Raw genomic sequence first — 12,662 nt, 5'->3', positions numbered from 1 at the left:
CTTTACCACTGGGCGGTAATCTTTGCTTTTTTGTTAAGGTATTTGTCCACCGCAAGGGCAGCCTTTACTCCATCCGCAGCGGCTATAACCGCCTGCTTTATGTTGGTGCATAGCACATCACCCGCAGCGAAAACCCCAGGAACAGAGGTCATCATCTCCTCGTTAACTACTATGCAGTGGTCTCCCGTCATTTCCACTTGGTTCATCAAAAAGTCTACAGAGGGCTTGTTGCCACCAAGGAAGATGAAAACCCCATCCACCTGTAAAAGTCTTTTCTCCCTTGTGTTTACATTCTGAACCCATAAGCCTTCCACAAGGGATGTGCCAACTATCTCCAAAACCCTGTGATGCAAAAGGATTTCTACCTTTGGGTTGAATTGTATCTCGGAGACCATCTCATGAGGAGCTTTTATCCTGCTTGAAGGCACAACCAAGTAAATCTTATTTGCAAAGCGAGCTATAAACTCAGTTTCCTCAAGAGCGTAGTCATCCTCGCCTATAACCGCTACCGGTCTATCCTTGAAAAAGGCAGCGTCGCAGACTCCACAGTAGGATACACCCTTGCCAAGAAACTCTTCCTCACCTTTATACTTGTTTGTTCTTTCCATAGCACCAGATGCTATTATTACCGCTCTACCCTTAAACTCTCTCCCATCTATGGTATAGACCTTTTTTATCTCGCCGAGAAGGTCTGTAGCTATCACCTTGCCCCTTACAAACTCTGCACCAAAGGCTTTGGCATGCTCTCGGATGAGTTTGAGAAGTTCATAGCCAGATAGGGGTCCCCTTATGCCAGGATAGTTCTCTATCTGCTGGGTCACCCCTAATGCTCCATCTGCCTCAGCTCTGTATAGCACCAGTGTAGACAGCCCAGCTCTTGCAGTATAGATAGCTGCAGAGGCACCAGCAGGACCACCACCAATTATGACAACATCGTAAATCTTATCCGTGCTAAAGTCCAAAGTCAGCTTCATCTCTATCCTCCTAAGGATAAAAATATATCCCCCGAAGGGGGGGGAGCTCTCAAGTTTGAAGAGCTTCGTAAACCCTACCCACAATTTCCTGAGAAGGCTTTAGTGTCTTCTCTCCCTCTTTCCACCTTGCCGGGCATGCCTCATCTGGGTGGCTCATAAGGTAGGCGTTTGCCTTCATTTTCCGCACAAGTTCCTCTGCGTTCCTTCCTACATTGTAGAAGTTCACCTCAGAGCCAACGAGAACGCCATCTGGGTTTATTATGAAAGTCCCCCTTAGGGCAAGTCCTGTGTTCTCGTCATAAACACCAAAAAGCCTTGAAACCTTTCCCGTTGGATCCGCACCCATAAGGTATTTCACCTTTTCCAAGAGCTTTTCAGACCTTTGCCATGCAAGATGGGTATACTTAGTGTCCGTGGAGACAGATATTACCTCCACGCCCATCCTCTGGAGTTCCTCATAGTAATCCGCAAGGTCTGCAAGCTCTGTGGGACACACAAAGGTAAAGTCCGCAGGGTAGAAAAATAGCACTACCCATTTTCTCTCTCTGAGAAGGTCCTCCAAAGAAACCTTCCCAAAGCCAAGGGTTTTGGGGTCATAGACCTCCATCTCAAAGTTTGGAACCTTTTGTCCTACCTTTAAGGCTTCCATGTCTTACCTCCTTTCAGTTTTGTTACTGAATATTATAACTAAATGCAAAATTTTTGCAAGATGATAGAAATCATAACTACACCCATCAGCTTTTACAATATACTAAGTAAGGTTATATTATAGGAGGGAGTTTTATGAAAAAAGCTACAATATTCAGGCTATTTGGTGTCTTGCTCCTGGCTTTTCTTATCATGCTTTTATCCGCTTTATACACCTTCAGGGCTCAGGCTTTGGGTGAGTCAAAGCAAAGGGCTCATATCATATCGGAGCTTGTCAGAGATACTCTTACCTCTTACATGGTGATGGGTGTAATGGACAGAAGGGATAGCTTTTTGAACAGTATAAGAGAGTTGCCAGGTGTAAAAGAAATAAGGGTTGTAAGAGGTGAAGCGGTGGTAAAACAATACGGTTATAGATGGAGGTGGGAACTTCCACTTGATGAAGTAGACAAACTTGTGCTGAGAAGTGGAAAACCATACACAGTGTTGAAAGAAGGCATCTCTGAGGTAAGCTATAGAATAGTTATACCTTATAAGGCAGAACCTATAAAGGGTGTGGATTGTTTGAGCTGTCACAGGGTTGAGCCGGGAGAAACACTTGGGGCTATAAGTTTGACAATGGACCTTTCTCCTGTAAGGAATAAGTCAGCAAAACTGCTCGCCTCACTCACGATTGTGTTCTTGATAACTCTTGGAAGTGTTATATTCTTGGTAAACCACTTTATGGCGAGGATAACCACCTTTATAAAGGAGCTTTCTAGTGCCTTAAAATCCGCAAGCGAAGGTAATTTCACCTATGAACTTAAAATAGACCCGGGTTATGAAGCAAGCCTGTTGAAGAGAACTATGGAAGAGTCCTTTTCCAAATTGCACAAAACCCTTACATCTATAGAGGAGAAAGTAAGGAGTCTGATAGGCTATGGTGTTTTGAAGACAGGAAATGCTCTTTCGGACACATCAAAAATAGTGGATGAACTGTTAAACATATACAAATTCAAGAGAGTTATTGAAAAGGATAGAAGCAAGAAGGATGTTTACGAAAGGATAAGAAGCGTCCTTGAGGATTATATGGGTTTGGAGAGTTTTTCCATATACGAGGTAGACCATGGGAAAGGTAGGATAAGCGTGGTTTATGTAAAGGGTTCTGACCTTTGGTGCAAGGAGGTTATTTTTGAAAACGCAGACGAGTGCAGAGCAAAGAGAAGTGGTGCGGATGTGGACTCAAAAGAGTTTCCATGTGTATGTCCAAATTTCAGAAACAATGAAGCCTGTAAAGAGGGGAAGATTCACTATTACTGCACGCCTGTTTATGTGGGTGGAGCTGTGGGTAATGTGCTACAGATAGTTTATGAACAGGAGATAGAGCCCTTTATAAATCTTGTGATCCCTTATATAAAGGGTTATCTTAAGGAAGCCTCACCAGTGCTTGAGGCAAGAACATATATGGACATGCTCAGGGAGCAATCTCTAAGAGACCAGCTTACAGGGCTTTATAACAGGAGATTTCTTGAGGAAGCTATAGATAAGATAACTGCACAGATAAGAAGGCGTGGAACAGCTCTTGGTATTCTTATGGTTGACATAGATTACTTTAAACAGGTGAACGATACGCACGGTCATGATGTGGGTGATAGGGTGCTTAAGGAAGTTGCAAGAATACTCTTAAAGTCTGTAAGGGACTCTGACGTAGTTGTTAGGTTCGGTGGGGAGGAGTTTATGGTGCTTTTGGTAGATGTGCAGGTTGGTAAGTCTGAGGAAGTAGCAGAGAAAATAAGGAGAGCTGTGGAAAACCACACAATAGAGGTACCCGGTGTTGTTCTCAAAAAGACGGTAAGTATAGGGGTTGCGGAGTTTCCACATGATTCTGACAGGATATGGCAGTGCATAAAGTTTGCGGACGTAGCCCTCTACAAGGCAAAGGAGATGGGCAGAAACAGGGTTGTAAGGTTTAGACCTGAGTTCTGGCAAGAGGAGAGTTACTAAAATATTTTACTGATGAGAGAAAAGGACCTCATAAGGCTTGAGTTTTTTCAGGTCTTGGATAGGATAAAAGCCTACGCACACTCAAAGGCAACGGAGAGGTTTATTGAGCAGGTAAGACCTATAAGAGAACACAAGACCCTGGAGGAGGAGCTAAAACTCCTTGAGGACTTTCTTAACGTGTCAGATAGGCTCTTGCTCTACGAGTTTGAGGATGTGGAGGGCATAATAAAGAAGACCACCATCAAGGAATATGCCATTACAGTGGAGGAGGCTTTGGCTCTCTTGAAGGTCATAAGGCTTATCAAAGAGATAAGGCGGTCTTTGGGAGAATCCGTCCAGACTTACAAAAGTCTTGGTTCTCTCACAAAAAGCCTCTATCTCTTTAATAGCCTTGAGAACCTTATAGAGTCTGTGATAGACCCGAGGGGCTTTGTAAAGGACTCTGCCAGCGAGAACCTAAGGGATATAAGGCAGAAGATAAGGGATACGGAGAAGGAGATACTCAAAAGGCTTGAGGCTGTCTTCTCAAGACCGGATGCGGACAGAATTTTCTCTGACAAGTTTGTAGCCTACAAAAACGGCAGATATGTCCTGCCTGTGAAGACCACAGAGGTTAAGAAGATAATAGGGGTGGTGCATGGGACCTCCTCTTCTGGTTTTACCACCTATGTGGAACCTCAGAGCGTCATAGAGCTTAACAACAGGCTCACCACCTTGCGGGATGATGAGGAGGATGAGCTAAAGAGAATACTCAGAAGGCTCTCTTCCATGATAGGCGAGCAGGCTCAGAGGCTTATGGAAGCCTTTAGAACCCTTGTGAAGGTTGACTATCTAAAGGCTGTTTCTGAGTTTTCAAAGGCTTATGGAGGAAGGTTTCCGAAAATAGGCCCACATGTGGAGCTTGTAGGGGTGAGGCATCCCCTTTTGGTATTTCTCAAGGAAGAGGTGGTTCCTCTTGATATAGTGATGAAGAATAAGAGGGGGCTTGTGCTGACAGGACCCAACACGGGCGGTAAGACGGTGGCTTTGAAGACCCTTGGACTTTGCTGTCTCCTTTTCCAGTCAGGCATACCCATACCTGTTAAAGAAGGCACACTGCCTGTCTTTGAAAATATCTTTGTAGACATAGGAGATGAGCAGAGCATAGAGCAAAGTCTCTCCACCTTCTCTTCTCATATGACAAACATAGCGGAGTTCCTCCCTCTCGTGGACCACAAAAGCCTTGTGCTTCTTGATGAGCTCGGTGCAGGCACAGACCCAGTGGAAGGCTCCGCCCTTGGTATAGCAATCCTTGAATACCTAAAGGATAGAGAGGCTTTTGTGCTTGTAAACACGCATCACACACCCATAAAGGTCTATGCCCTAAACTCTGACTACTATACACCTGCCAGCATGCTTTTTGATAGGGAGAGCCTGAGACCCCTCTACAGGATAGTTTACGACGCGGTGGGTGAAAGCATGGCTCTTTTTGTAGCCCAAAGGTGCGGTCTGCCGGAGGAACTCATACAAAAGGCAAAGAGCTTTCTTCCTGCAGGCTTTGAAGAGTATTTCACCGCAAGAGAGACCCTTGAGGGATACATAAGAGAGTATCAGGAAAGGCTAAGGGAACTGCAAGAGGAAAAAGAAAAGGTTGAAGGGCTAATTTTGGAGCAGGAAGCCAAACTGAAGGAGCTGGAAAGTAGGAAAAAGCAAGAGATAAAAAGGGCGGTGGAAGAGATAAGGGAGCGTTTTGAGGAGCTCCTGCTAGAGGCAGAAAAACATATAAGAAGTCTAAAGGACAGGCAGAAACTCAGGGAGCTTTTCAGAGAAAAGGTGGAAAGCGTATATGAGAAGGAGAGGGGAGAAGCCATAGGGGTTGGTGATTGGGTGGAGATATTCGGTTCAAAGGGGAAGGTGCTTGAGCTGAAAGATGACAGGGCGTGTGTTCTATCTGGGGGTGTAAGGGCGTGGGTGAGGCTTTCAGATCTCAAAAAGACCGAACCGCCACCAGAAGAGCAAAAGCCGGAGAAGGTCTTTGAAATAAGAAAAAGTTCACCCTCTGAGATAAACCTTACAGGCTTTAGCGTGGAGGAGGCTCTCACAAAACTTGAGCTTTTCCTCCAAGAAGCCCACAGCATGGGTCTGAAGGCGGTAAAGGTCATCCATGGGTATGGAACTCTAAAAAAGGCGGTTCAGGAATTCCTTTCCTCTTCACCCCTTGTGGTTTTTCACAGAGAGGGATACCCAAAGGAGGGAGGTGCAGGCACCTCCCTCGTATACCTAAGCAGGGATTAACATGCACTTCCCGGTGAACCTGAGCAGTCAGAGCAGAGATGTATGGGATGCACCTTTAGGAGAAACTCAAGCCCTTTCTCTTCAAACCATGGTGCCACATCTCCACGTTTTACCTTCCACATAAAGTATTTTTCAAAGGCGGACTTTATGTAGTGCATTATGGCACCCTTCTTGTAAAGAACCGTTGACCTTGGGGGAAGCACGGGAGAGGCAAAGAAGCCCATGGCATCACCGCCCATGTCTGCGATGCATATGGCGGATAGCTCTGGCGCGTATCTGTCCGGGTTATTCCTTATATCGTTTACTATGTTATGGGCAACCGCTAAAGCCATCTGCTCTATCATCATGCCTGTTTTAGGTGCGCCTGTGGGTATGGGTGTCTGTTCTACGGGCGGTATGGCAGTTACTACTCCAACGCCGAATATGTTTTTGTATGTGGGGTTTTGGAAGCACCTGTTGACTATAACCATCTTGTTGGCTGGGTTTGCCACCTTCTCACCCGCAGACTGAACCACCTCTGGTCCCATAAACCTTGGCATAATCATGGAGAGCTTTGCAGGTGCCTCGTAGGTCTTACCTTCAAGGTCTTCGTATATTACCTTGTCAGGTTCTACCTTAGTTATTTTCACATTTGCCACCCACTTTATGCTCCTTTCTGCCATAAGGTCTTCCATAAGCCTTCTGGAGGGTCCAACACCACCAAGACCCATATGTCCCACATAGGGCTCAGAGGTTATGTAGGTTATAGGGACCTTGTGTCTTATACCTCTCCTTTTGAGCTCATGGTGGAGCATAAAGGCAAACTCGTAAGCTGGACCAAAACAGCTAACACCGGGTATAGCACCAACCACTACAGGTCCGGGATTTCTGTAAAACTCCTCAAGTTTTTTGTTTAGTTCCATAGCATGCTCTGCGGTGCAGACAGAGGTGGAATACTGTTCTTGACCCTCTGCACCAAAGACCAGCTTGGGACCTGTCGCTATCACAAGGTAGTCGTATTCTATTGTCTTACCACCCTTTGTCTTTACCTTGTTGGTTTCTGGGTCAATGCTCTCCGCATCCTCATTGATAAAGTCTATACCGTGTTTTGGAAGTAACCCAGCCAACGGAATGCTTATGTCCTCAAACCTTCTCCATCCTAAGGCAAGGTGAGGATAAGAGGGTGTAAAGCCAAAGTATGGCCTTCCCGAGATGACCGTGACTTTAAAGCTCCTGTCTAACTTTTTCAGGTCGTAGGCGGTGGCTATTCCTCCTACACCGCCACCTATTATGACTACATGTTTGCTCATAACACAACCTCCTGAGTTTTATAAGCAACAGCTTATAATTATATAAGCAAAATGTTGAATGTGTCAAATAAAATTACAAAAAACTCCTTTTGTCCTTTATAATTCCTTCTGATATAATTAAAATGTTATGAACTATATCAGGAGGTAATGTCATGGAAACCTCAAGAAGGGACCTCATGGGTCTCGCCATAGGCGGTTTAGGAGTAGTAGGAGTCCTCGGGGTTCTATATCCAATTGTTAAGACCCTTGCACCAAGCGCTGCCTCCCTTGCGGGTGCTATGATGGAGGTGGACGTAGCCTCAATTCCTGAGGGGCAGGTAAGGGTTGTCTCATGGAAAGGCAAACCTGTCTTTGTGGTCAAACTTCCTCAGGGCTTCCAATGGACCGGCAAGGCAAAGGAAGACAAAAACGCCAAGCTACTTCAAGGTCAGGATGCCTACGCCTTAATAGCGGTTTGCACCCATCTTGGCTGTGTCCCTCTTTGGAAACCTCAGGGTGAGGCGGAGTTTAACTATCCCGTTTTCCACTGCCCCTGTCATGGTGGTTTTTATTCTCCATGGGGTGATAACATAGCTGGACCTCCTCCAAGACCTCTACACGTGCCTCCACAAAAGAGAGATGGTAGTAAGTTAGTAATAGGTGAACCAGGGTTTGTTAAAGAACTCACATAAGGAGGTATAAAGATGCTTGGAAGGATTGGCAGATGGATCGATGAGAGGGCACATCTTTCTGAGTTATGGCAGGCTCAGATGGTGGACTATAAAGTCCCCAAGAACCTTACATTCCCCTATGCCTTTGGTATAATGGCAATTGTTGCCTTTGCCATTCAGATAATCTCTGGTATATTCCTCACCATGTATTATCAACCAAATGTCCATACCGCCTTTGACAGTGCCAACTATACCATAATGAAGGAAGTTCCCTTCATGTGGCTCATAAGGCACGTGCACGCAGCGGGGGCGAACTTCTTCCTTGCGATAGTATACCTTCATATATTCACCGGCATATACTACAACGCTTACAAAAAGCCAAGAGAGCTAACCTGGATAGTGGGATGGGTCATATACTTTGTCCTTCTTGTAACCGCTCTTACAGGATATCTCTTGCCTTGGGGACAGCTCTCCTATTGGGGCATGGTGGTCACAGCAGAAATACCTACATCCATAGATTCTGCACCTTTGATAGGTAGCTTAAAGATAGGGGAAACTATTTCCATATGGATGAAGGGCGGATATGAAATAGGACAGATAACTCTTGGAAGGTTCTTTGGTCTTCACATATGGCTTTTGCCACTTATACTTCTGCTTCTTGTGAGCGTTCACCTCTACTTGGTGCGTGCTGCGGGCATATCCAACCCAGAGGGAAGAGAGATAGACAAGAAAAAAGAAGGAGTGCCTTTCCACCCCTACATGACCCTTAAGGAGGGTGCTTATGTAATGGGATATCTTGCAGTGTTTTTCTTCTTTGTCTTTTTCTACATGCACCACTTTTTACCACCGGACAACTACGACCCTGCAGACCCCTTCAAGACACCAGCCCACATAGCCCCTGAGTGGTATCTGCTCGCCTACTACACCATATTTAGGTCCATACCAGACAAGTTCCTCGGTTTTGTAGCCTTTAACCTTACCCTTGTTTTCCTTCTTATACTGCCCTTCCTTGACTTCTCTCCTCTAAAAAGTGCAAGGAATAGACCTCTTTTCTTTATAATGTTTATAGTGCTTGTAATTTCTTCTATGGCTCTTACCATACTTGGCACTATGCCCCCCACACCCACTAACGCAATGCTTGGTCTTGTATTTACTGCCGGTCTTTTTGCCTTTTTCCTCTCCCTACCAATAATCTCCATCATAGAGTGGGGATGGTATAAAGCAAGAGGAGGTGAAAAGCAATGATTAAGGCTGTTTTCTTTACGGTTACCACAGTGCTTTTCTTTTACATAATATGGATAAACAACATATTTGCCCATCGTGAGCATTACGAAATGCCTGCTCAGCACGCAAAGATAGCGGATGATGTAAAGAGCTACGCAAAAGAGGGCAAACAGCTCTTTGAGCAAAACTGTCAGGCATGCCACTCTGTCAGGTATGATGCGGTATATCTAAGCTCTGTGCAAGCGAACCCAAAACTGAAAACCCTTCAGGAGAAGTATGGGAAGGTGCTTCCAAGGGATGTGTATGAGGCGGTATTTCATGAAGACCTCATGGCTTTGAAAGAGTCCTTTGGTAAAGTTCCACCAGACCTCTCCACTATGTATCTTGTTAAAGGCAAAGAGTACCTTTATAACTTCATTCTTGAGCCTCAAAAGGTCCTGCCAGGCACCTCCATGCCACCAGTTATGGCAGGAAGACCTGAAGAGACAGCAAAGATAATAGCTTACCTTAAATCTGTGGCTGAGCCTTCTCCGGAAGAGAAAAACAAGAGAGTTCTTATGGGCGTAGGAACTTTAGCCTACCTTATAGTTATGGGTGTTCTTCTCTGGGTATGGAGGGATAAAATACTCAAGAGGATGGGCTTGCACTAATACAAAGGCTATTCAAAGGACACTCCCCACATAGGGGGGTGCTCCTGCAATACCTTTTTGCATGCTCGTCTATGAGGGCATGGAATTCCTTATAAACTCCAAGATCTTGAGGTAGGTTTGATTCAAAGAAATTCTTTAGCCTGTGGTAGTCTCCCTCAAGGTTCATAAACCTTTTAATAAACCTCTGCGTGTATTTATCTATAACAAAGCTGAGCCTTTCACCAGCATACAAAAGTATAGCATCTGCGGTTTCGGGTCCTATGCCTTTGACTCTTAATAGTTCTTCTCTTGATAGGGTTTTTACCCTGTCCGTAGGGTTTATAAACTCAGCCACTGTTTTTAATCTAATAGCCTTCTGATTGTAAAAGCCAGAGGGTCTAATAAGTTCCTTCAGCCCTTCCAAATTGACCTTTCTGACAAATTCAAGAGATAATTCACCTTCTCTTTTTAGGTTCTCTAAGGATTTTTCTACATTTTTCCAGCTTGTATTTTGAGTAAGCACAGCACCTATTATGACCTCATCTCTGGGGTCTGTGCCCATTAGGTTATGGTAGTAAGCATCCACTGGCCACCACCCCTGAAAGCCGTAAAGGTCAAGTAAAAGCTCGTATAACCTCAGCAACTTCATCGTATACATTCTCTCCTCTTGAGTATTTTCTGCCCAAATCTATCGCCCTTTCCCTTCCAAGAAAACCTTCTCTTACCAGCAATTGGAGAAACTGTGTAAGGTTATGTAGCTTTTTAGGTTCTTGGCTACCCCTCTCAAAGTCAAGCATGTATACCCCTCCATCTTTGCCCAAGAGGGTATTTTTGTCAAGGCTATGAAGCTCGTCCTTGTTTATACCAAGAGAGTCCAAAACTTTAATAAGCTCTAATACCTTCAGATAAACCCTTGCCTTTTCCTCAAGGGATAGCCTTTTCTTTTCTAAAGGGACGCCTTCAATAAAAGGATAGACTATAAAGTCCTTTCCGCAAAAAAGAACTTGTGGAAAGCCTCCGTGTCCCAAAAGCCTTTTTAATATCTTGCATTCCTTCTGTATGGCGTATACTCTCTCCTGGTCTTTAGCAACCTTTATGGCTACCTTTTGCCCTTTCCAAATGCCCCTGTAGATATATCCTCTCCATCCTTTGCTAAAAAGCTCAAGCCCTTCCACTTCCTTTTTAAACTCTTCAAACTTCACCAACCACTCTATAGCCCCACTCTTCCACTGCGGACTTAAGGACATGAAAAGGTATTTCCTTTTCCATATAGACCTGCACTCTACCCTCTTCAAGACTCACCTCAACATGGGAGACACCTTCAATGGAGTATATTGCCTTCTTTACCCTCTCCACGCAGTGGAGGCAGGTCATACCTTCAACCTTTAGCGTCTTTCTCATCATACTTTCTAATATAAGACATCTCGTATGTATCTGAGTAGCCTATAACTTTTACTATATAGTCAGCATCCGCCCTTGTGTTCATGTTCAGAAAGGACAAAAGCATAGGGTCATATTCTAAAACTTCCCTTTCGGTAACTTCCTTATATGGAAACTTTTTTACAAAGTCTAAGACCCTTTCACCACCCGATTCAATATATAGCTTTAGCTCTGGCAAAACCTGTTTGTAATAAACTGCAAAAAGCGGATAGAGCCTTCCGTCTATATTAAAGAAGGTTATAGGTGGCTTCGCCTTTTCTAACAGAAGACTTACTACTTCTTTCTTTATGAGTGGCATGTCCCCAGCTACGATAAGGGCTTTATCTACTCTTAAGTTTTCCAACGCTGTATAAACACCTGCAAGAGCAAATTGTTTTTCAAGTGTATCTTTTAGAATTTCTACTTCCTTTAGAAAGGAAAACTTTTTTTCATCCTTTACCACAAGACACAGTCTTCCACATATGCTCCTTAAGGCTTCAAGGGTATGCTCTATAACTCTCTTTCCGCCTATCTGATAGAGAAGTTTGTCTTCACCGAATCGCCTACTAAGACCGCCTGCAAGCACAAAGCATTCTATCATTCCCTTATTATAAGTTTTGCACCGTTTGGAAGTCTTTCAACCCTCTCTTCCATGTTATGCTCTCTTGGTATGTAAACATAGGTGCCTGCAGGTATGATCCCAGTTCTTATATGAGGATTTAGGTCCCTGAAGATGTTTTCTCTTACGTTTTTCTCGCTAAGGACCTCCTCAACCGCAGTATCTCTTTCCACAAGCTTTCTGTCTACACTTAGTCCTTCAACCTTAACAGATAATCCGTATTTTTCAGGGTCTCTTGCAAGAAGTAATACTGCAAAAAAGGCAGGGACATAGTTTCTCGTCTCCTCTGGCAAGAACCTCTGCGTTGCCCAGAAGTCTATACCACCTGTCCTTCTTGCTACACAGTTTTCGCCACAGTTATAGCTGGCAAGGGCAAGCTCCCAGTTTCCAAACATGCTGTATAGGTCTTTTAGATATCTCATGGCTGCGTCTGTAGCCTTAAGGACATCAAACCTCTCATCCACAAACTGGTCAACTCTGAGACCATACCTTCTTGCGGTAGAGGGAATAAACTGCCAAAGCCCTGCTGCACCAGACCTTGATACTGCGAAGTTGTTAAAGGCACTCTCTATAACAGGCAAGAGGGCAAGCTCCTCAGGAAGACCGTGTTTCCGCACTATTGGTTTTATTAGGGGCATATAGTAGTTTGCTCTTTGTAGAGTAAGCTCAAAAAACCTCCTATTGCTAAGATAGTAATCCATAAACCTCCTTATCTCCTCTCTATCTGGTATAGGTATACCAAGAGCTTTTGCCTCCTCCCTTATGAACTTCTCTTCCTCTTCTGTAAAGTAAAAACTCCCTTTCTGCACAAGGCTTACTTGGTTGTCCGCCTTAGGCATTACCGCTTGTCTTACGATAGGAGTGCAAGAGCTTAAAACCGTTGATAATAGCCCCAAAAATAATATCCCCTTTTTCATATCTACCCTCAACTATGTATTATATACTTATCGCAA

At 44.4% G+C, this 12,662-nt stretch carries 13 protein-coding genes; 5 read left to right on the top strand and 8 right to left on the bottom strand.

Going from position 1 to position 12,662, the window contains the following annotated elements; all coding sequences use genetic code 11:
• Positions 1 to 2: 2 nt before the first annotated feature.
• Together trxB and G3M65_RS03660 are read right to left on the bottom strand one after the other, a co-directional pair.
• The gene (gene trxB / locus G3M65_RS03665) at positions 3 to 974 is read right to left on the bottom strand and encodes a thioredoxin-disulfide reductase (RefSeq protein WP_173833255.1); all 972 of its coding nucleotides are present in this window, start codon (positions 972 to 974) and stop codon (positions 3 to 5) included.
• Between the two features lie 49 nt (positions 975 to 1,023).
• Positions 1,024 to 1,623, bottom strand: a complete 600-nt coding sequence (locus tag G3M65_RS03660; protein WP_173833254.1) for a peroxiredoxin — start codon at positions 1,621 to 1,623, stop codon at positions 1,024 to 1,026.
• 134 nt (positions 1,624 to 1,757) lie between these two features.
• On the opposite strand from G3M65_RS03660, the gene G3M65_RS03655 reads away from it, so the two are divergent.
• Both G3M65_RS03655 and G3M65_RS03650 read left to right on the top strand, forming a co-directional pair.
• Positions 1,758 to 3,605 (top strand): GGDEF domain-containing protein, encoded by a 1,848-nt coding sequence (locus G3M65_RS03655; RefSeq protein ID WP_173833253.1) that lies wholly within the window; start codon positions 1,758 to 1,760, stop codon positions 3,603 to 3,605.
• Positions 3,606 to 3,617: 12 nt separating this feature from the next.
• Entirely contained in the window at positions 3,618 to 5,879 is a 2,262-nt protein-coding gene (locus tag G3M65_RS03650; RefSeq protein WP_173833252.1) for an endonuclease MutS2, read from the top strand.
• Here the strand turns inward: G3M65_RS03650 and G3M65_RS03645 are convergent.
• A complete protein-coding gene (locus G3M65_RS03645; RefSeq protein WP_173833251.1) occupies positions 5,876 to 7,168 on the bottom strand; it encodes an NAD(P)/FAD-dependent oxidoreductase in 1,293 nt (430 codons plus the stop codon). The genes G3M65_RS03650 and G3M65_RS03645 overlap by 4 nt on opposite strands.
• A 152-nt stretch (positions 7,169 to 7,320) precedes the next feature.
• Here G3M65_RS03645 and petA point away from each other — a divergent pair, with 152 nt between their 5' ends.
• From petA to G3M65_RS03630, 3 genes are read left to right on the top strand one after another with little or no spacing between them, the layout of a single operon-like run.
• A complete protein-coding gene (gene petA / locus G3M65_RS03640) occupies positions 7,321 to 7,839 on the top strand; it encodes a ubiquinol-cytochrome c reductase iron-sulfur subunit (protein ID WP_173833250.1) in 519 nt (172 codons plus the stop codon).
• 12 nt (positions 7,840 to 7,851) lie between these two features.
• Complete coding sequence (locus G3M65_RS03635; RefSeq protein WP_173833249.1) at positions 7,852 to 9,063, top strand: cytochrome b; 1,212 nt, start codon at positions 7,852 to 7,854, stop codon at positions 9,061 to 9,063.
• Positions 9,060 to 9,692, top strand: a complete 633-nt coding sequence (locus G3M65_RS03630) for a cytochrome c1 (protein ID WP_173833248.1) — start codon at positions 9,060 to 9,062, stop codon at positions 9,690 to 9,692. The genes G3M65_RS03635 and G3M65_RS03630 overlap by 4 nt, the downstream gene beginning before the upstream one ends.
• Here the strand turns inward: G3M65_RS03630 and G3M65_RS03625 are convergent.
• Genes G3M65_RS03625 through G3M65_RS03605 form a run of 5 tightly spaced genes read right to left on the bottom strand, consistent with a single transcriptional unit; the run spans position 9,670 to position 12,626 of the window.
• On the bottom strand, positions 9,670 to 10,320 hold the full coding sequence (locus G3M65_RS03625) for an endonuclease III domain-containing protein (protein WP_173833247.1): 651 nt from the start codon (positions 10,318 to 10,320) through the stop codon (positions 9,670 to 9,672). The two genes, G3M65_RS03630 and G3M65_RS03625, sit on opposite strands and share 23 nt — an antisense overlap.
• Positions 10,286 to 10,873 (bottom strand): hypothetical protein, encoded by a 588-nt coding sequence (locus G3M65_RS03620; RefSeq protein WP_173833246.1) that lies wholly within the window; start codon positions 10,871 to 10,873, stop codon positions 10,286 to 10,288. Before G3M65_RS03620 ends, G3M65_RS03625 begins: the two co-directional genes overlap by 35 nt.
• A complete protein-coding gene (locus tag G3M65_RS03615; protein WP_173833245.1) occupies positions 10,863 to 11,075 on the bottom strand; it encodes a heavy-metal-associated domain-containing protein in 213 nt (70 codons plus the stop codon). Before G3M65_RS03615 ends, G3M65_RS03620 begins: the two co-directional genes overlap by 11 nt.
• On the bottom strand, positions 11,050 to 11,691 hold the full coding sequence (gene mobA, locus G3M65_RS03610) for a molybdenum cofactor guanylyltransferase MobA (protein ID WP_173833244.1): 642 nt from the start codon (positions 11,689 to 11,691) through the stop codon (positions 11,050 to 11,052). Before mobA ends, G3M65_RS03615 begins: the two co-directional genes overlap by 26 nt.
• Positions 11,688 to 12,626: a lytic transglycosylase domain-containing protein gene (locus G3M65_RS03605; RefSeq protein ID WP_173833243.1), complete on the bottom strand. Its 939-nt coding sequence runs from the start codon at positions 12,624 to 12,626 to the stop codon at positions 11,688 to 11,690. Before G3M65_RS03605 ends, mobA begins: the two co-directional genes overlap by 4 nt.
• Positions 12,627 to 12,662 lie beyond the last annotated feature (36 nt).

The organism is Hydrogenobacter sp. T-8 (assembly GCF_011006175.1).
Classification (GTDB): Bacteria; Aquificota; Aquificia; order Aquificales; family Aquificaceae; genus Pampinifervens; species Pampinifervens florentissimum.
Note: the sequence above shows the minus strand (reverse complement) of the source record. Positions and strands in the feature narration are given on the sequence as shown.

What these genes read in the sequence shown, in the direction of transcription:
- G3M65_RS03635 (WP_173833249.1), top strand. Translation starts at nt 7,852, where the DNA reads ATGCTTGGAAGGATTGGCAGATGGATCGATGAGAGGGCACATCTTTCT.
- mobA (WP_173833244.1), bottom strand. Translation starts at nt 11,691, where the DNA reads ATGATAGAATGCTTTGTGCTTGCAGGCGGTCTTAGTAGGCGATTCGGT.
- G3M65_RS03630 (WP_173833248.1), top strand. Translation starts at nt 9,060, where the DNA reads ATGATTAAGGCTGTTTTCTTTACGGTTACCACAGTGCTTTTCTTTTAC.
- G3M65_RS03605 (WP_173833243.1), bottom strand. Translation starts at nt 12,626, where the DNA reads ATGAAAAAGGGGATATTATTTTTGGGGCTATTATCAACGGTTTTAAGC.
- petA (WP_173833250.1), top strand. Translation starts at nt 7,321, where the DNA reads ATGGAAACCTCAAGAAGGGACCTCATGGGTCTCGCCATAGGCGGTTTA.
- G3M65_RS03650 (WP_173833252.1), top strand. Translation starts at nt 3,618, where the DNA reads ATGAGAGAAAAGGACCTCATAAGGCTTGAGTTTTTTCAGGTCTTGGAT.
- trxB (WP_173833255.1), bottom strand. Translation starts at nt 974, where the DNA reads ATGAAGCTGACTTTGGACTTTAGCACGGATAAGATTTACGATGTTGTC.
- G3M65_RS03615 (WP_173833245.1), bottom strand. Translation starts at nt 11,075, where the DNA reads ATGATGAGAAAGACGCTAAAGGTTGAAGGTATGACCTGCCTCCACTGC.
- G3M65_RS03660 (WP_173833254.1), bottom strand. Translation starts at nt 1,623, where the DNA reads ATGGAAGCCTTAAAGGTAGGACAAAAGGTTCCAAACTTTGAGATGGAG.
- G3M65_RS03625 (WP_173833247.1), bottom strand. Translation starts at nt 10,320, where the DNA reads ATGAAGTTGCTGAGGTTATACGAGCTTTTACTTGACCTTTACGGCTTT.
- G3M65_RS03645 (WP_173833251.1), bottom strand. Translation starts at nt 7,168, where the DNA reads ATGAGCAAACATGTAGTCATAATAGGTGGCGGTGTAGGAGGAATAGCC.
- G3M65_RS03655 (WP_173833253.1), top strand. Translation starts at nt 1,758, where the DNA reads ATGAAAAAAGCTACAATATTCAGGCTATTTGGTGTCTTGCTCCTGGCT.